General features: G+C 60.0%; 16 protein-coding genes. All 16 read left to right on the top strand.

Annotated elements, in window-relative coordinates:
* Window positions 1–118 precede the first annotated feature (118 nt).
* Window positions 119–601 (top strand): type VI secretion system tube protein Hcp, encoded by a 483-nt coding sequence (locus MMS95_RS04030; protein WP_004934962.1) that lies wholly within the window; start codon window positions 119–121, stop codon window positions 599–601.
* Between the two features lie 58 nt (window positions 602–659).
* Window positions 660–1,145: a type VI secretion system amidase effector protein Tae4 gene (locus MMS95_RS04025; RefSeq protein ID WP_071796739.1), complete on the top strand. Its 486-nt coding sequence runs from the start codon at window positions 660–662 to the stop codon at window positions 1,143–1,145.
* Entirely contained in the window at window positions 1,142–1,501 is a 360-nt protein-coding gene (locus tag MMS95_RS04020) for a T6SS amidase immunity protein Tai4 family protein (RefSeq protein WP_033643555.1), read from the top strand. Before MMS95_RS04025 ends, MMS95_RS04020 begins: the two co-directional genes overlap by 4 nt.
* A gap of 159 nt (window positions 1,502–1,660) precedes the next feature.
* Window positions 1,661–2,119 (top strand): T6SS amidase immunity protein Tai4 family protein, encoded by a 459-nt coding sequence (locus MMS95_RS04015; protein WP_031299756.1) that lies wholly within the window; start codon window positions 1,661–1,663, stop codon window positions 2,117–2,119.
* A 12-nt stretch (window positions 2,120–2,131) separates the two neighbouring features.
* The gene (locus MMS95_RS04010) at window positions 2,132–2,485 is read left to right on the top strand and encodes a T6SS amidase immunity protein Tai4 family protein (RefSeq protein ID WP_046896722.1); all 354 of its coding nucleotides are present in this window, start codon (window positions 2,132–2,134) and stop codon (window positions 2,483–2,485) included.
* 62 nt (window positions 2,486–2,547) lie between these two features.
* Window positions 2,548–3,072 (top strand): DUF4225 domain-containing protein, encoded by a 525-nt coding sequence (locus MMS95_RS04005; protein WP_242141404.1) that lies wholly within the window; start codon window positions 2,548–2,550, stop codon window positions 3,070–3,072.
* A 529-nt stretch (window positions 3,073–3,601) separates the two neighbouring features.
* Entirely contained in the window at window positions 3,602–5,335 is a 1,734-nt protein-coding gene (gene tagH / locus MMS95_RS04000) for a type VI secretion system-associated FHA domain protein TagH (protein ID WP_242141403.1), read from the top strand.
* Complete coding sequence (locus MMS95_RS03995; protein ID WP_015378289.1) at window positions 5,335–6,108, top strand: protein phosphatase 2C domain-containing protein; 774 nt, start codon at window positions 5,335–5,337, stop codon at window positions 6,106–6,108. The genes tagH and MMS95_RS03995 overlap by 1 nt, the downstream gene beginning before the upstream one ends.
* Before the next feature lie 28 nt (window positions 6,109–6,136).
* Window positions 6,137–7,123, top strand: coding sequence for a type VI secretion system-associated protein (locus tag MMS95_RS03990; RefSeq protein WP_242141402.1), 987 nt, complete (start codon window positions 6,137–6,139; stop codon window positions 7,121–7,123).
* Between the two features lie 15 nt (window positions 7,124–7,138).
* Complete coding sequence (locus MMS95_RS03985) at window positions 7,139–7,960, top strand: type VI secretion system accessory protein TagJ (protein ID WP_322192905.1); 822 nt, start codon at window positions 7,139–7,141, stop codon at window positions 7,958–7,960.
* 2 nt (window positions 7,961–7,962) lie between these two features.
* Entirely contained in the window at window positions 7,963–8,538 is a 576-nt protein-coding gene (locus MMS95_RS03980; RefSeq protein WP_004934985.1) for a GPW/gp25 family protein, read from the top strand.
* Window positions 8,539–8,542: 4 nt separating this feature from the next.
* Entirely contained in the window at window positions 8,543–10,429 is a 1,887-nt protein-coding gene (tssF, locus tag MMS95_RS03975; RefSeq protein ID WP_049188373.1) for a type VI secretion system baseplate subunit TssF, read from the top strand.
* Window positions 10,426–11,496, top strand: a complete 1,071-nt coding sequence (tssG, locus tag MMS95_RS03970) for a type VI secretion system baseplate subunit TssG (protein ID WP_076740722.1) — start codon at window positions 10,426–10,428, stop codon at window positions 11,494–11,496. Before tssF ends, tssG begins: the two co-directional genes overlap by 4 nt.
* 56 nt (window positions 11,497–11,552) lie before the next feature.
* Window positions 11,553–14,210: a type VI secretion system ATPase TssH gene (gene tssH, locus MMS95_RS03965; RefSeq protein ID WP_242141401.1), complete on the top strand. Its 2,658-nt coding sequence runs from the start codon at window positions 11,553–11,555 to the stop codon at window positions 14,208–14,210.
* A gap of 49 nt (window positions 14,211–14,259) precedes the next feature.
* Window positions 14,260–15,705: a serine/threonine-protein kinase gene (locus MMS95_RS03960; protein WP_075684521.1), complete on the top strand. Its 1,446-nt coding sequence runs from the start codon at window positions 14,260–14,262 to the stop codon at window positions 15,703–15,705.
* A gap of 142 nt (window positions 15,706–15,847) precedes the next feature.
* Window positions 15,848–17,776: a type VI secretion system tip protein TssI/VgrG gene (tssI, locus tag MMS95_RS03955; RefSeq protein WP_242141400.1), complete on the top strand. Its 1,929-nt coding sequence runs from the start codon at window positions 15,848–15,850 to the stop codon at window positions 17,774–17,776.
* Window positions 17,777–17,926 lie beyond the last annotated feature (150 nt).

The raw sequence follows: 17,926 nt of genomic DNA, 5'->3' as shown, positions 1-17,926 counted from the left end.
GGCACAAGGATATAAATTGGTAATGCATTACCACACTTGCAATTCCTGCTGCTATTACCTGAGTTTTTCAACGTAACGTTAATACTACTGTTAACCCTTAATAAAGAGTGAAGAAACTATGGCTATTGATATGTTCCTGAAAGTTGAAGGTGCCAGCGGCGAATCCAAAGATTCGAATCACAAAGGCTGGACCGACATTACTTCTTTCTCCTGGGGCGCTTCTCAACCGGGCAATATGGGCGTTGGCGGCGGCGGTGGCGCCGGTAAAGTGTGCTTCAACGATCTGCACGTCAACGCGCTGATCGACAAGTCAACCCCGGCCTTGCTGAAACACTGCTCAAGCGGCAAACACCTGACCAAGATTGAGCTGTCGGTTTGCAAGGCGGGCGGCACCCAGGTTGAATACGCAAAAATCACTCTGGAAGACGTGCTGGTCACCGCCGTGCAGTACACCGGTGCAGGCGGCGAAGACACCGTGGGCGTCACCTACTCCTTCCAGGCGGCGAAAGTGAAACAGCAGTACTGGGAGCAGAGCGACAAAGGCGGCAAAGGCGCCGAAAGCAGCGCAGGTTGGAACATCAAGGAAAACCGCGAAGCTTAATTTGTCTGCCCCCGGCTACGGCCGGGGGTTCATAACATGGATACAATGGAGAGTCAGGATGAAAAAACCTCTATTTGGACCCGCATGGATTCGTTTTTCTGAAGTCAATATCAATGTAAAAAAAGTGGGTGCATTGATTGGTGGAAAAGTAGAAAGCAATATTGAAAACGGTATTTTTGAAAATGCTTGTCCTATACGAATGAGTTATGTACTCAACTATACAGGCATACCAATTCCCTCTAACTCCGGTTATGCGACTGTGTCTGGTAAAGATAAAAAATGGTATCTTTATCGTGTTAACGATATGATTCTCTTTTTAGAAAAGAACTTCGGCAAGCCTGATATCACGGTGAAATCCCCTACCCCAGCTAAATTCTCAGGTAAAAAAGGGATAATGGTTATACAAGGAAATGGCTGGCGAAATGCCAGAGGACATGTCACATTATGGAACGGTGACATTTGCTCTGACTCTTGTCATTTCATGGGGGATCCTGAGAATGGATCTTTTGTTCCTGAAGTAGCATCACTTTGGATATTAAAATGAAGACTACCCACATCGCCCTTGCTCTTCTTCTCGTTTCTCCTATGTTGCTGGCGGAAGATATAAAAATAGAAAACTTACCTCAAAGCGAAATTTATGAAAATTGGCTGATTAGCCGCTGTATTGGGAAATCTACTGACTCAGAAAAAACCAAGCAAGATGCCTTCCGTTCCGCTTCCGCCTATTTAGAATTCAGTAAACTCCCCATGGATGCATTCGAACAAGGCGAAAAACTGGCTGAACAGTACGCAAATAAAAATAGTCAAGGCTCAGTTAAAGGAAGTTATCATACTTTAGATTGCCTTTCGCTGCAGAGTTCCAGTGAGGCTAAAGCCATCTTCGAACGTTACTCTAATTAAGAATTAATATTGTAAGTTGCAATTTTATAAAACCATCAACTTAAGAAAATTAGAGTTTTATTAATTATTTTCACTGGGTATTCGCCATCAAGCATTGAGATACTCATGCGCTGGTTATGTATTACTCTGCACAAACCATACGGATTTTGGAGTGTTGAGATGAAAAAAATCCTTATCTCCTTTTTTTGTCTATATGCCACTTGTGCTATAGCGCAGAAAAATCAAGAAGAGTCGATTGAAAATTGGCCGCCGCAAGCGGCATACAGAAGCTATTTGCAAAACTACAAGGATATTGCTCTAACCTACTGCATTTCCGTCGCTTATAAGACATCACCAGAGGCTAGCAAAGATGCAATTGCCTCATCGAATGGTATCGATGCTTGGTCATACTATGCAATTCGTGATGAAGAATCCCCTATCATCAAGCTGACAAAGCAGTATTTGCAAAAGAATTACAATGCTAAGGATGGGAAAAGCCGCTTAGACTTAATGAAGTGCATGGATATGTACCATAGTGAAGAGCTTGATAAACTTGCGAAAGATTATGTACAGCGCCCTAATGATAATTGGGTGAAAGACAATCCGGACAGAGTAAATGAAAATCCTCCTCGGAAATAATCAGTGAAAAAAATCTCACTGACTGTGGCCATCGCCGCAACGTTGAACGTCAATGCAGCGACAGAAATTGACTATTCCCCTGCCGAGTACCTCAAAAACTACGCGCTTAGCGTTTGTATCGCCGAGGGGTACTCAGCAAAAGAAGTCAAAAACGATGCCGCCGCCGCCGCTCGGGGTTACATGGAGTTCGGCGATTATTCTCTGGAGGCGCATACCGCCGTCAGGGCGCTGGCAAAAGAATTTCTGGCAAAGCCCTATGACAGCATGTCTGGGGAGCCGATGACGATGGCCAAGTACATTGATCTTGTACATAGCCAAGCGTTACAAGCCATCATCAAGAAGTACCAAGGGAAAGACGACAACTGATAATAAATACGCATCCTTACATATAATAAATGTTAGTTTAGAAAAATAGGAAAGGAATCCTGATGCAATACAAAACAAAAGCAGATCTGGATAGATCTGTCGATGAACTCAAAAAACTATCAAGAGCGTTTTCACGACAGTATCTATACACCAACGAATCAAGAGCTAATTTCTCACTGGAAATAGACCAACTTATTCAGTTTGCACAAAGGGATATCAGTATACACTGCACATCCTACTCTGGAGCAATCAGTATAATTGAAGAGGAAATCAACAACCTCAAACAACAAGAATTCAACATTAATACAGGTAAAGCCAAGCTCTTTGTCGCAATAAAAAAAGAAAAAAGAGAAAGATTTTCAAACCTGGTGATGAAACAAGTTGGTTTTGTCAGCGGCGGCTCTCAGATATTTGCCGGAATCGGAACCTGTGCACTTTCTGCAGGCATGGCCTGCGGGGGCGTTGGCGTACCGTTAATGGCTCAAGGAGCAAATAATGTTTACGAAAGTGGCTATTATTTACTTTTCAGAAAAGATAAGATTGGCAGTATAAGAGAGGCATACCACTACGAGGAAACAAAACAGTGATCGATGACGTCACGCTTTCCACCTACTCTTACTCATTTGTGTTTTTATACTTTTTCCTGTCAGTCTTAGTATTTGTCGGGCTTTATCACCTAAAATAAAAAACCAACAATAAAAAATCCTATTCCCTTTTTGTGATGGCTACCATAGTGAATTTATTTGCAAGCATCATCCAGGGTTTAGTGTTTAACTATGGTTCTGAGATACTGGATCCAATGCTCAATATAAAATTTCAAGACTATGATGAGGTGTGGTACGCCAGTATTATATTCGCCCTTACTTACCTGTCTCAATTACCAACTAATCTCTATTACAAAAGAAAGGCTAAGAATAATGCGAATAATAGCAATGACATCACCTGACATATACAGCCTCACGTTATTATATTGAAGTTTTCGACCATATAATGCGTTAACCCAAAAAATTAGTCACTCACATTCAAAGATCTCTCTTAGGAAAGAAATTAAGTCAAACTCATCCAGTTATCGAGTTCCACTGTCTGGCCATAAGATCTAATCAGCAGGAATGCCTTATGCGATTTTCCATTGTAAAAAATAAAAGCGGCCAGGTTCCGCCGCAGAGCAGTTGCGATTTTCTGCCGCCGGGCGGCACCATCGGCCGCAGCGTGGACAACAACCTGGTGCTGCCGGACGAAGAGCGCGCCATTTCCCGTCTGCAGGCGATCGTACACATTTCCTCTGACGGCGAATGCCGCATCACCAATCGCGGCAACGTCACCCGCGTGCTGCTGAACGATATTCCGCTGGAACGAGGCCGCCAGGTTGAACTGCAGGATGGCGACGTGCTCGGCATCGACGATTACCAGATTGAAGTCAGCGCGCTGCAACAGCACGCCGCGCCGCAGGCTCAACCGGTGGCCAAGGCCGTTGCCGTTGCCGCTGCTGCGGCCCCTGCAGCCGCCGCCAAAGAAAAATCCGCCGCGCCGATCCCCAACGAAATCTGGGACAGCCTGGTGGAAGAATTTACGCCGAACGCGCCGGCCGCCGTCACACCGCCGCCGATCGCCAATCCGGACAATCATCCGCTGCTGGATACCCCCGCTCGCGAGCTGAACCCGGCCGATCCGCTGGCGCAGCTGGCGGGCGATGTCGATCTGCGCCAACTGCAGCAACAGCAAACCGATCCGGCCGCCTTATTCAACACCGACTCCACTTTTGAGCGTGAGCATATCCTGGCCGATACCACCCCCAGCGCGCTGCTGGCGGAGCAGGCTGCGCCGCCGCGCCCGGCTCCCCCCGTCCAGAATGCGCAGCAACCGGAACAAGAGCTGGATCCGCTGGCGCTGTTCGGCGGCTCATCCGCGCCCGCTTCGCCAGAGACGCTGAACAGCAACGATCCGCTGGGGCTGCTGATGGGCGGCGCCGTGCCGCTGGCTCAGCCGGAGGAAGCGGTACAGCCGCCGTCCCCACCACCGGCGCCGATCGCCGCCCAGCCGGTAGCGCCGCGCCCTCAGCCGACGCCGCCGCCCGTGCAGATGCCCGAGCCGCAACCCCAACCCGCGCCGCAGTTCAGCCCGCAGGAGCCGCCTGCGCAGCCGCCGCGTCCGCGCCAGGGCAACCGCCTGGGCATCGATCCGGTTGCCTACCAGTCCGCCCAGCGGCAGCACGCCGCCGCGCCGAATGGCGACACCTTGGAGGGGCCGCTGCTGACGGCGCTGTTGCAAGGCATCGGTCTCGACGATCTGCAGCCGCAGCCGCATTTCGACGAACAACAGATCCGCCAGGCCGGCCGCCTGCTGAGCCTGTTCTCGCAAGGCACCGTCGCCCTGCTCTCATCCCGCTCGATCCTCAAGCGCGGCGTGAAGGCGGAGATGACCATGATCCTCGACGAGGCCAACAACCCGTTCAAGCTGCTGCCTTCGGGCAAAACGGTGCTGATGCAGATGTTCGGCAGCCAGATGCCGGGCTTTATGCCGCCGGAACAGGCGGTGCGCGATGCGCTGATCGACCTGCAGGCGCACCAGCTGGGGATGATCGCCGGCATTCGCGCCATCATCGCCGCCATGCTGCAGTCGTTTAACCCGGAACGTCTCGAAGAAGAAGCGCGCAAGGAAGGCGTGGCGCCGCGTCTGTCGCTGCCCGCCAACCGCAAGGCCGCGCTGTGGGACTACTTCGTGAAGAACTATCAGCAAACCTCCGGCGAAATCGAGGACGATTTCCACACCCTGTTCGGCGAAGCCTTCCTGCACGCCTATGACGTTGAAGTGAATCAATACAAAGACTCACAGACCAAACCGGACGCGTAATGAATATCACCATAGCCTCTACCTCCAACCAGGGCGGCCGCGCCTCCAACCAGGATCAGACCGGCGAAGTGCTCGGCAACCGCGCCGCCTGCTTCGTGGTGTGCGACGGCATCGCCGGTTTTCCGGGCGGCGATATCGCCGCCAAACTGGCGCGCGACACCATTTTGCAAAACTTCGACGGCGAAAAGCACCTGAACGCCCAGAGCATTCGTCAGCACATTACGCGCGCCAATGCCGCCATCCACCAGCAACAGCGGCAGTCGGACGAATACAGCAAGATGGGCACCACGCTGGTCAGTCTGTTTATCGATCGCGATTACCAGCTGGCCTACTGGGCGCACGCCGGCGACAGCCGCCTGTACCTGTTCCGCCGCGGCTACCTGCATGCCGTCACCACCGACCACAGCCTGATCCAACAGATGCAGGACGCCGGTTATCAGACCAACGGCATCAACAGCAACCTGCTGTATTTCGCGCTGGGGCTCAACGAAGAGCGCGACGCCACCTACAGCGACGTGCTGCAGCTGGAAGACGGCGACGTTTTCCTGCTGTGCACCGACGGATTCTGGCACAGCTTCAGCCAGGCCGAACTGGAACAGTCGCTGCACATGGTCAACTCCCCCAGCGAGTGGATCGCCCTGATGCAGCAGGCATGGAAGAAAAACAATAACAGCGATAACTACAGCGCTATCGCCGTCTGGATTGGCTCACCGCAGGAAACCACCCTGCTGCATTCGCTGGCGGATGCGGAGCGGTTTCTGAGCCGCGACTGAGCAGCGCACATTCACAGCAAGGTTTACTATGAAATATTGGATGCCGGGGCTCGTCGCCCTGATGGCGGTGCCGACCGCGCAGGCGATGAACTATCGCCTGGTTTACTCCCCCAGCCAGAAGCTGGAAGTGTTTATCGATGACGTCAAAAACAGCAATCCGGCAAGCTGGTGCGGCAAAAGCATCCCGCTGCGTATCGTCTCGGCGCAAAGCCAGGATCCGACGGTGCTGAACGACTTTCTGCCCCGCGTCGGCAATCTGCTGGAAAAGCAGTGCCCGAAAGCCGGCCACCTGCCCTGGACGCTGACCGACAAGCGCGGAGAGAAACTGGCCAGCGGCGAAGCCGCCAAAGCGCGCGGCTGGAAACCGGTGGTCAAACAAGAGGCCTCCGAGCCGCCGGAAACCCCGCCGCAACCGGCGATCCCTGCGGCGGTGGCCGTGACTTCTCCGCAGGCGGACAGCGCGCCGGCTCAGCGTTTCAGCCTGCCGCAGGGCTGCCACTTCCGCACCTTCTGGCGTGACGAGGCCAACGGCGGCTCGCTGTTCATTCCCGCCGGCGCCGCGCTGCGCTGCGGCGAGGACGGCTGGCTGCAGGGCAACGGCGCGGTCACGCTGCAACAGGGCGGCCAAACCCTCTCGCCGACGCTGTGGTTCCTGCAAGGTTACCCGCTGGCGCAGGTTAACGGCGGCGATCGCGCGCTGACCGTCGTCAGCGCCAACGCCCAACGGCTCATTTTGGGCGGCAACCCGCAGGCGCCGGGCAGCTTCCTGCTGCTGAACTTCGAACCGAAGCTGCACGCCTGGGCGTTCAACGGTGAAGCGATCGTTGAAATGCCGCGCGTCGACGCCGCCGACGAGAACAAGATCAAACAGCGCGTGCAGCAGGCGCAAACCGCCTGGCAGCCGCTGCTGAGCGCCCCCGCCCCGCTGACTTTTAAACTGGTGGAAAAGCTGGCCGCAGACCGGGTCGATCCCGCCAGCGGCAGCTACCTGTCGGTCAACGGCGCCACTCACTGATTATAAGGAAAGCCTGTGAAATCATTAGCAAGCATGCTGCAAGGCCAGTCGATCGCCGCGGCCATCACCGCCGTCGAAAACGATATCAAGGCGAAACCGGCGGATGCCGACCTGCGCGCCGCGCTGGTGCAACTGCTGTGTCTGAGCGGCAACTGGACGCGCGCCAACGCGCAGCTGAAATCCTGGCAGGCGCTGAAACCTATCGCCCAACCGACCACGCTGCTGCTGATGCAGTCAGTCAACGCCGAGCTGCAACGCCAGGCGGTGTTTGCCGGCACGGCCGCGCCGGCGCTGCTGCGGCAGGATCAGCCTTGGCTGAAACTGATGGTGCAGGCGCTGCATCAGGATGCGCAAGGGGTGGCCGAACAGGCCCAGGCGCTGCGTGATGAAGCGCTGGAGGCCGCTCCGGCCGGCGCCGGGCGGTTAACGCTGGCCGAAGGCGAACAAGAACGGCAGCTGCGTTTCGACTGGCTGACCGACGGTGACGGCCGCCTCGGGCCGGTATGCGAACTGGCGCTGAACGGCGTTTACTACTGGCTGCCGTTTGCCGACATCGCCGCGATCCAGTTCCAGGCGCCGCAGAGCGCCATCGACCTGGTGTGGAGCCATGCGCTGGTGCGCCTGACCGATGGCCGCGAACAGGTATGCCAACTGCCCGCCCGTTATCCGCTGGCCGAAGGCAGCGACGACGCGCTGCTGCTCGGCAAGCGCACCGAATGGCAACCGCTGGGCGACGGCACCCACTATGCGGGGCTGGGCCTGAAAACCTGGCTCAGCGAAAGCGATGAATTCCCACTGCACAGCCTGCGGCAGCTGAGCTTCGACGCGAGCGCCTGACCATGAACGATAAGCGCCCACCCCACTACGACGGCGGCGATCTGCGCCACCAGGGCTATCGCTATCGTCAGGACAGCGAACGCCTGACCTCGCGCGACAAAATGCAGCCGGTGCTGCTCGATATGCTGACCGACGACGAACCGCAGAAAAAGCAGGAGGCGCAGGTGCGCAACCTGGTGTCGCACAGCGAGCTGCGCCGCCGGGTATTGCGCGATCTGCAGTGGCTGTTCAACTGCGTCAACAGCGAATCCAATCTGGATCTCGGCGATTTTCCGCAGGTGCGGCGCTCCACCCTGAATTACGGCATCGCCTCGCTGGCGGGCAAGCGCATGTCGGACATCGAATGGCTCGACATTCAGCGCGCGCTGACCGAATCCATTCTCCATTTCGAGCCGCGCATTTTGCCCGAGGGGCTGCAGGTGCGCTGCATCTCGGATACCGGCTCGCTGGAGCTGCACAACGTGCTGTCGATCGAAATCAAGGGCCGCCTGTGGTGCGTGCCCTATCCGCTGGAGTTTCTGTTCCGTACCGACGTGGATCTGGAAAACGGCCACTTCGATCTGAAAGACATAGGGTAAGGCGATGGACAGTAAACTGTTAGATTATTACAACCGCGAGCTGGCCTATCTGCGTGAGATGGGCGCCGAGTTCGCCGAACAGTACCCGAAGGTCGCGGGCCGCCTCGGCATGCGCGGCATCGACGTGGCGGACCCTTATATCGAGCGCCTGATGGAAGGCTTTGCCTTCCTCACCTCGCGCGTGCAGCTGAAAATGGACGCCGAGTTCCCGCGCTTTTCTCAGCGCTTGCTGGAGATCATCTACCCCAACTACCTGTCGCCGACGCCGTCGATGGCGATCGCCGAGCTGCAGCCGGACAGCAGCAAAGGCGACATCAGCAACGGCTTCGTGGTGCCGCGCGGCACCATGATGGACAGCCAGACGCTGAAGAAAAGCGGCATCACCTGCAGTTACACCACGGCGCATGACGTCACGCTGCAGCCGGTGCGCATCGCCGGCGTCGAGCTGGGCGGCATTCCGGCCGATATCCCGCTGGCCTCGCTGGGGCTGCAGCACAGCGGCTGCGTCAGCGCGCTGCGCATTCGTCTTGAGTGCTACGAAAGTGTGACGCTCAACAACCTGCAGCTGGATCAATTGATGTTTTACCTGGCCGGGCCGGACATGCAGGCGCAGCAGCTGCTGGAGTTGCTGATGCAGCACAGCGTCGGGCTTGTCTGCCAAACGGTGGAGGCTCAGCCGCAGCGGCGGGCGCTGGCGTTGGACGGGCTGCGACAGGAGGGCTTCGCCGCCGATCAGGCGCTGCTGCCCAACGATCTGCGCAACTTCGAAGGCTACCGGCTGCTGCAGGAGTATTTCGCCTTCCCGGCGCGCTTCCAGTTCTTCAGCGTCAACGGCCTGCGTCCGCTGCTGCAGAGCGTGCGCGAAGGGAAAAAGGGGCTGCGCCAGTTCGAAATCGTGGTACTGCTGGATCGGCATGATGCCGCGCTGGAACGGGTGGTCGACGCCGCCCACCTGGCGCTGCACTGCACGCCGGTGATCAACCTGTTTCCGAAAGTGGCCGAACGCATCGCGATCAACGAAAAGAACCACGAATACCATCTGGTGGTCGACAATATCCGGCCGCTGGATTACGAAGTGTTTTCGGTGCAGCGGCTCGGCGGCAGCGCCAGCGAAAAACGCTACGAGCAAGAGTTTCGGCCGTTTTACAGCACCCTGAGCGCGGACGACGGCAACTATGGCGCCTACTTTTCGCTGCGGCGCGAACAGCGCACGCTGTCGGAGCACGCCCGCCGCTACGGCACCCGCACCGGCTACGCCGGTTCGGAAGTGTTCGTGTCGCTGGTGGACGAACGGCAATCGCCGTGGCACAGCGATCTGAAATACCTCACCGCCGACGTGCTGTGCACCAGCCGCGATCTGCCGTTGATGCTGTTGCAACAGGATCAGGGCAACTTCGTGATGCCCGATTCGATCCCGATCAAGCAGGTCTCGCTGCGCAAAGGCCCCACCCCGCCACGCCCGGCGCTGGCCGAAGGGATGATCACCTGGCGGCTGATCAGCCAGTTGCAGCTGAACTACCTCAGCATGATGGACGGCGATCCGGAACAGGGCGCCGCCAGCCTGCGCCAGCTGCTGGGGCTGTACGGCAACCTGAGCGAGCCGGCGATCGCCAAACAGATCCAGGGCGTGCGCCACTGCAACCTGCGGCCGGTCTATCGGCGTGTGCCGGAGCCGGGCCCGATCGTGTTCGCGCGCGGTATCGCCATCGATCTGACGGTCGATGAGCAGGCGTTCTCCGGCAACAGCCCTTACCTGCTCGGCAGCGTGCTGGAGCGCCTGTTCTCGCGCCTGGTGGCGATGAACACCTTCACCGAGATGACGCTCTCCAGCCAGCAGCGCGGCGAAATCGCCCACTGGCAGGCGCGCATGGGCAAAAGGACGCTGATATGAGCGCGGAGATGATCGCCACCGAACTGGCGCCGCCGCAGATCAATGCGCTGTATCGGCTGCCGGACGACTTCTGGCCGCGGCTGCGCAGTGCGCCTTACAAGCACGATCTGTTTCAACTGCTGCGACGCATCGACGCCCAGGGCGGCCAGCCCTATCTGCTGGGGCGAGCGCCGCTGCCGCGCCACGAGATGCTGCGCCTGGGCCAGGAGCCGTCGCTGTCGTTCGCGCCCTCCACGCTGGCGCAGGTGGCGCCACGCGCCAACAGCCCGCTGCACGACGTTTCGATCTTCAGCTTCGGCCTGTTCGGCCCCAACGGGCCGCTGCCGCTGCACCTGACCGAATACGTGCGCGAACGGGTGTATCACCATCAGGACACCACCCTGCTGGCGTTCACCAATCTGTTCCATCACCGGTTGACGCTGCTGTTTTACCGCGCCTGGGCCGACGCGCAGCCGACGGTATCGCTGGATCGCCAGGACAACCGGCGCTTCGACGAGTACCTGTCGAGCCTGATCGGCATCGGCCAGCCGGCGCAGCAGGAACGCGACAGCATCAACGCCCACGCCAAGCATTTTATGGCCGGTCATCTGATTCGCCACAGCCGCGATCCGGAAGGCCTGAGCAAGATTTTGCAGCAGTATTTCAAGGTGCCGGTGCGCATCGTCGAAAACGTGCCGCACTGGCTGCGGGTAGAACCGCGCGAGCAGGCGCGGCTCAAGGCCGGGCGCGGTGCGCCGCGGCTCGGCGAGTCGGCCTTTCTCGGCATCGCGGTGCGCGATATCCAGCACAAGTTCCGCATCGAGCTGGGGCCGATGCCGCAGCAGGACTATGACCGCTTCCTGCCGGGCGCCGAGCTGTGCCGGCAACTGCGCGACTGGGTGCGCCAATACCTGGGCATCGAGTTCGTCTGGGAAGTGCGCCTGATCCTGGCGAAGGAACAGGCGCACGGCATCCAGCTCGGCGGCGCGCAGCGATTGGGCCTGAGCAGTTGGCTGGCCGACCATCGGCGACAGCGCGATCTCGACGATCTGATCTTCAGCCCTGAACCGCTGGAAAACCCGTTCTGACCCTATTTCGGCCGGCGCCCTGCGGCGCCAGGCCACCCTGAGACCTGAGGAAAACCATGTCTGAAATCAGCCGCTCGGTATTATTTGGCAAACTGGATAGCCTGTTATTCACCTCTCTGGAAAGTGCGACGGCGTTTTGCAAGCTGCGCGGTAACCCCTACGTCGAACTGGCGCACTGGCTGCATCAGCTGATGCAATCGCCGGACGGCGATCTGCAGCAGATCGTCCGCCACTTCGCGTTGGACGAGGCGCAGCTGGCGCGCGACATCGTCGAGGCGCTCGATCGCCTGCCCCGCGGCGCCAGCGCCATCTCCGATCTGTCCGAGCACATCGACAGCGCGGTAGAACGCGCCTGGGTCTATGGCTCATTGAAATTCGGCGCGGCGCGCATCCGCGGCGGCCACCTGCTGCTCGGCATTCTGAAAACCTACAGCCTGCGCCATCTGCTGAAGGCCATTTCCCCGCAGTTCGAGCGCATCAACGCCGATCTGTTGATGGAGCAGTTCGCCGCCATTACCGCTCACTCGGCGGAAAACGCCCAGGATGCGCCGGCGGAAAGCCGCGCCGAGAACGCATCCGGCGCGGCGCGCAGCGGTGAAAGCGTGCTGGCGCAGTATGCCCAGGATCTGACCGCCAGAGCGCGCGGCGGCGAGATCGACCCGGTGGCCGGCCGCGATGAAGAGATCCGGCAAATCATCGATATCCTGATGCGCCGCCGCCAGAACAACCCGCTGCTGACCGGTGAGGCCGGCGTCGGGAAAACCGCGGTGGTGGAAGGCCTGGCGCTGCGTATCGTGGCCGGCGATGTGCCACCACAGCTGCGCGACGTGAAACTGTGCCTGCTGGACATCGGCATGCTGCAGGCCGGCGCCGGCGTTAAGGGCGAGTTTGAAAAACGGCTGCAGGCGGTGATCGACGAAGTGCAGTCCAGCCCGACGCCAATCATCCTGTTTATCGACGAAATTCACACCCTGATCGGCGCCGGCGGCGCCCAGGGCACCGGCGACGCCGCCAACCTGCTGAAGCCGGCGCTGGCGCGCGGCCAACTGCGCACCATTGGCGCCACCACCTGGTCGGAATACAAGAAATACATTGAGAAAGACCCGGCGCTCACCCGCCGTTTCCAGGTGGTGCAGGTGCACGAGCCGAGCGAAGACAAGGCGCTGCTGATGCTGCGCAGCACCGTCAGCCCGCTGGAGCAACACCACCGCGTGCTGCTGCTGGATGAAGCGGTGGACGCCGCGGTGCGGCTGTCCCATCGCTATATTCCGGCCCGCCAGTTGCCGGACAAGGCGGTGGCGCTGCTGGATACCGCCTGCGCGCGCGTTGCGGTCAGCCAACACGCCGAGCCCGCCCAGGTTGAAGACTGCCGCCATCGCATCGATGCGCTGCAGATCGAATTGGATATCGCCCGCCGCGAGGCCAAGGTCGGCATCGGCGATCCCCTGCGCCCGCAGGAGATTGAAGCTCAGCTGACCGAGCTGCGCCTGGAGCTCAAACAGCTGACCGAGCGCTGGCAGCAAGAGCTGACGCTGATCCAAGAGATCATCACACTGCGCGCCCAGCTGCACCGGCAGGAAGCGGAGGAGCCTGCCGGCGAAGAAACGGAGGCGGGCCCTGACGCCGACGCGCTGCGCGCCCAACTGGGCGAGCTGCAGCAGCAACTGAGCGCGCTGCAGGGCGAAGCGCCGCTGATCTTCGCCGCCGTCGACGCCAACATCGTGGCGGCGGTGGTGGCCGACTGGACCGGCATCCCGCTGGGCCGCATGGTGAAAAACGAGATTGAAGCGGTGCTGCAACTCTCCGCCACCCTGAACCAGCGCGTGATCGGCCAACGCCATGCGCTGGATCTGATCGCCCGCCGGGTGCGCACCTCACGGGCGCGGCTGGACGATCCGAACAAGCCGGTCGGGGTGTTCCTGCTGGCCGGGCCCTCCGGCGTCGGCAAAACCGAAACCGCGCTGGCGCTGGCGGAAACCCTGTACGGCGGCGAGCAGAACGTCATCACCATCAACATGAGCGAATTCCAGGAGTCGCACACCGTTTCGACGCTGAAAGGCGCGCCGCCCGGCTATGTCGGCTACGGCGAAGGCGGCGTGCTGACCGAGGCGGTGCGCCGCCGTCCTTACAGCGTGGTGCTGTTGGACGAGATCGAGAAAGCGCACCCGGACGTACATGAAATCTTCTTCCAGGTGTTCGACAAGGGCTGGATGGAGGACGGCGAAGGCCGCCATATCGATTTCCGCAACACCATCATCATCCTGACCTCCAACGTCGGCACCGATCTGATCGCCGGGTTGTGCAGCGATCCGGAGCTGCTGCCGGAGCCGGAGGCGCTGAGCGGCGCGCTGCGCCAGCCGCTGCTGTCGGTGTTCCCGGCCGCCTTGCTCGGCCGCCTGCTGGTGGTGCCGTATTACCCGCTGACCGACGCCACGCTGGGCAACATCGTGCGCCTGCAACTGGGCCGCATTCAGCGCCGCCTGGCGGAGAATCACGACATCGTCTGCACCTTCGACAATGCGGTCATCGATCAGATCGTCAGCCGCTGCACCGAGGTGGAGTCCGGCGGCCGCATGGTCGACGCCATCCTGACCAACACCCTGCTGCCGCAGATCAGCCACACCCTGCTGACCGGCAGCGCCAACGACCAGCGCTATCGCCAACTGCATATCGCGCTGCAGAACCACGAATTCATTTGTCAATTTCAGGCATAACGCCGCGGCCGCCGAGACGGCGGCCCTTTGAACACAGAGAGTCATCACTATGTCGGGAACCGGGATAACCAAACCGAATTCGAACAGCCTGCCGAGCGGCTATCGATTCAATGAATTCGAGATCCAGGAAGCGATCGGCGAAGGCGGCTTCGGCATCGTCTACCGCGCCTACGATCACCAACTGGAACGCACCATCGCCATCAAGGAGTACATGCCAACCTCGCTGGCGAAACGCAACGACGATCTCAGTATCGGGCTACGCGGCGAGCGCTTCGGCAAAACTTTCCAGGCCGGGCTGAACAGCTTTATTCAGGAGGCGCGTCTGCTGGCGCGCTTCTCGCACCCCGGCCTGCTGCACGTGTTGCGCTTCTGGGAAGAGAACGGCACCGCCTATATGGGCACCCAGTTTTACAGCGGCACCACGCTGAAAAACCTGCAGGCGCAGCAGCCGGAGAAAATCGACGAGGCGTGGATCCGTCGGCTGCTGCCGCCGCTGTTCAGCGCCATCAACACCATCCATCAGGAAGGTTATCTGCACCGCGACATTTCGCTGGATAATATCCAGATCCAGGAGAGCCAGCTGCCGGTGCTGCTGGACTTCGGGTCAGCGCGCAAAGAGATCGGCAACCTGTCGGACGAAACGGAGATCATGCTCAAACCGGGCTTCGCGCCGATCGAGCAGTACACCGAGAACAGCGACGGCGAACAGGGGCCGTGGACCGATATCTACGCGCTGGGCGCCGTGCTGCACACGCTGATCGTCGGTTCGCCGCCGCCGGTCAGCGTGGTGCGCAGCATCGAAGACAGCTACCAGCCGCTGACCGAGCGCCGCCCCGCCGGCTACTCGCCGGAGCTGTTGCGCACCGTCGATCGCGCGCTGGCGCTGAAGCCGGAAGACCGCCCGCAGACCATCGACGAAATGGCCGAGCTGTTGCACCTGCCGATCGCCGATGAAAACGAAATCATCAGCACCCCGGCCGCCGCGCCGGAGAACTTGCTGGTCGCCGCCAACCCGGCCGCCGCTGCGGCCGCCGCCGGCGCCGTTACCGCGCGCGGCACCCAATTCTCACGCCCGATGATGGCCGGCGCCGGGGTCGCCGCGCTGCTGGTGATCGGCGCGATCGCCTGGCTGAGCGGCGGCAAGGACGATGCCCAGGCCGTCGCTCAAAACAGCGAGGCGTCACCGGCGCAGAAAACCCTGACGCAGCAGCCGAGCGCACCGCAAACCGCGCAGCCTGCGGCGGCGGAACCTGAAAAAGCGGCGCCGCCGGCGCAACCGGTGGCGTTGGTGTACTTCAAACTGCAACCGGGTGAGCAGGTCAGCCTCGACGGCAAGCCGCAGCAGGTGACGCCGGGCGAAAACGGCTTCGCCAGCCTGAACCTGGCGCCAGGCCGTTATCAGTTGGAGATCCGCCACAACGATCGGCTGCGCCGCCAACAGCTCAGCATCGACACCGCCGGCACCTGGCTGGTCAACCCGGCCACCGCCGGTTAATCCCGTTCTGAAACTCCGCCGCGGCGGGGTTTTCCCTATTTCATGAGACTGACGCACCACCGCCCCCTCATTGGCCGCGCGGCAAAGCCGCTGCAACGGCCGGAGTATGCAGGGGATGACGTCAATCACAGAGGATGTTCTCATGTTGGATCGCATTATTGCGCACACGCCGCTGGGCCAGGAGCAACTGCTGTTCCGCTCGCTGGACGGCATCGAAGCGCTTTCCACTCCTTTCGACTTCTCTATTGAATTGCTGAGCACCGACGCGCGGCTCGATCGCAAAGCGCTGCTCGGCCAACCGCTGACGCTGGAGATCCCGACCCAGGGCTTTCTCAGCGCCCCGCGCTACCTGAACGGCAAGATCACCGCCATCGCCGTCAGCAGCGAAGAGATCGGCGGCACGCGCTACGCGGTGTATAACCTGCACGTGCAGCCGGATCTGTGGCCGATGACCAAAGACCGCAACTTCCGCATCTTCCAGGAACAGACGGTTCCGCAGATCGTCAAGACCCTGCTGGCGGAGCACAACGTGCAGCTGGAAGATCAGCTGACCGGCGACTATCGCCTGTGGGGCTACTGCGTGCAGTACAACGAAAGCAGCTTCAACTTCATCAGCCGCCTGATGGAGCTGGAGGGCATCTATTACTATTTCAAACACGAGATGGGCAAACACACGCTGGTGCTCGGGGATGCGCCCCACCACCACCAGCCCTATCCCGGCTACGAGATGATCCCCTACCACCTGACACCGTCTGGCGGCAGCACCAGCGAGGAAGGCATCAGCCAGTGGACGTTGTCCGATCGCGTCACGCCGGGCATCTACAGCCTGGACGACTACGATTTTCGCAAGCCGAACGCCTGGCTGTTCCAAGCGCGGCAAAACCCGGTCTCACCCACGCCGGGGCAGATCGACGTTTACGACTGGCCGGGCCGCTACACCGAGCATCAGCAGGGCGAGTTCTACGCCCGCGTGCGCCAGGAGGCCTGGCAGGCCGAGCATCAGCAAATTCGGGGCTCCGCCACCGCGTTGGGCATCGCCCCCGGCAGCACCTTTACGTTGTATAACGCCCCGCACGCCGACGACAACCGCGAATATCTGACGCTGCAGGCCAACTACCATCTGAAAGAGAACCGCTACGCCAGCGGCGACGATCAGAGCAGCGAACACCGCATCGACTTCACCGTGCTGCCGGCGGACGTGCCCTGGCACCCGCCGCAGCAGGCTACCTGGCCGAAAACCCACGGACCGCAGACCGCCCGGGTGGTCGGCCCGGCCGGCGAATCGATTTGGACCGACAAATACGGCCGTATCAAGGTGAAGTTCCACTGGGATCGCTTCGGGCCAAAAGACGACGGCAGCTCCTGCTGGGTGCGCGTCTCCAGCGCCTGGGCCGGCCAGGGCTACGGCGGCGTGCAGATCCCGCGCGTCAACGACGAAGTGGTGGTGGACTTTATCAACGGCGATCCGGATCGGCCGATCGTCACCGGGCGCGTCTATAACGAAGCCAGCATGCCGCCCTGGGCGCTGCCGGCCGCCGCTACCCAGATGGGCTTTATGAGCCGCACCAAGGACGGCACCGCCGACAACGCCAACGCCCTGCGCTTCGAAGACAAGGCCGGCGCCGAACAGGTGTGGATCCAGGCGGAACGCAACATGGACACCCAGGTGAAAAACGATGAGAGCCACACCATCGCTAACGACCACACCCACCTGGTGGGCGGTAACCAGATCAAACGGGTAGTGCTCAATCAGGCGACCGGTGTCAAAGGTGAATCCTCCGCGCTGACCGGCAAAACGCGCAGCGACGCCGTAGTCAACGCCTTTACCCTCGGCTCCGGCGAATCGCTGCGGCTCGAATGCGGCGAAAGCGTGATCGAACTGCTGGCGGACGGCCAAATCAACATCACCGGCACCAGTTTCAATATCACGGTGAAAGAGGATGGCGCGATCAATACCGGCGGCCAGCTGGATCTCAACCAGCCCGGCGGCGTCGCACGCACCGCCGCACCGGGCGGCGGCCATCAGGCGGCGATCCAGAGCGCCGTCGATCAGCTGTTCCCTAAAGAGTAGGTAATTGGTACGCCGGGAAAGCCGGTTAACGCCGCCCCTCGGGCGGCAGTACCGGCAAAAACGCCGTCCGCTGTAACCCCTTTTGGCAAGGAGATGAATAGGCTGGCGGCAAAATCACCGACATTAAGCCAACACAACGGGCTGAATCTG

The sequence above is a fragment of the Serratia sp. PGPR-27 genome (genome assembly GCF_022678525.1).
GTDB lineage: Bacteria > Pseudomonadota > Gammaproteobacteria > Enterobacterales > Enterobacteriaceae > Serratia > Serratia nematodiphila.
This window is presented reverse-complemented; position numbering and strand designations above follow the sequence as displayed.

Bases quoted from the DNA above. Each gene is read 5' to 3' on its own strand.
- MMS95_RS04030 (WP_004934962.1), top strand. From the start codon at position 119: ATGGCTATTGATATGTTCCTGAAAGTTGAAGGTGCCAGCGGCGAATCC.
- MMS95_RS04025 (WP_071796739.1), top strand. From the start codon at position 660: ATGAAAAAACCTCTATTTGGACCCGCATGGATTCGTTTTTCTGAAGTC.
- MMS95_RS04020 (WP_033643555.1), top strand. From the start codon at position 1,142: ATGAAGACTACCCACATCGCCCTTGCTCTTCTTCTCGTTTCTCCTATG.
- MMS95_RS04015 (WP_031299756.1), top strand. From the start codon at position 1,661: ATGAAAAAAATCCTTATCTCCTTTTTTTGTCTATATGCCACTTGTGCT.
- MMS95_RS04005 (WP_242141404.1), top strand. From the start codon at position 2,548: ATGCAATACAAAACAAAAGCAGATCTGGATAGATCTGTCGATGAACTC.
- tagH (WP_242141403.1), top strand. From the start codon at position 3,602: ATGCGATTTTCCATTGTAAAAAATAAAAGCGGCCAGGTTCCGCCGCAG.
- MMS95_RS03995 (WP_015378289.1), top strand. From the start codon at position 5,335: ATGAATATCACCATAGCCTCTACCTCCAACCAGGGCGGCCGCGCCTCC.
- MMS95_RS03990 (WP_242141402.1), top strand. From the start codon at position 6,137: ATGAAATATTGGATGCCGGGGCTCGTCGCCCTGATGGCGGTGCCGACC.
- MMS95_RS03980 (WP_004934985.1), top strand. From the start codon at position 7,963: ATGAACGATAAGCGCCCACCCCACTACGACGGCGGCGATCTGCGCCAC.
- tssF (WP_049188373.1), top strand. From the start codon at position 8,543: ATGGACAGTAAACTGTTAGATTATTACAACCGCGAGCTGGCCTATCTG.
- tssG (WP_076740722.1), top strand. From the start codon at position 10,426: ATGAGCGCGGAGATGATCGCCACCGAACTGGCGCCGCCGCAGATCAAT.
- tssH (WP_242141401.1), top strand. From the start codon at position 11,553: ATGTCTGAAATCAGCCGCTCGGTATTATTTGGCAAACTGGATAGCCTG.
- MMS95_RS03960 (WP_075684521.1), top strand. From the start codon at position 14,260: ATGTCGGGAACCGGGATAACCAAACCGAATTCGAACAGCCTGCCGAGC.
- tssI (WP_242141400.1), top strand. From the start codon at position 15,848: ATGTTGGATCGCATTATTGCGCACACGCCGCTGGGCCAGGAGCAACTG.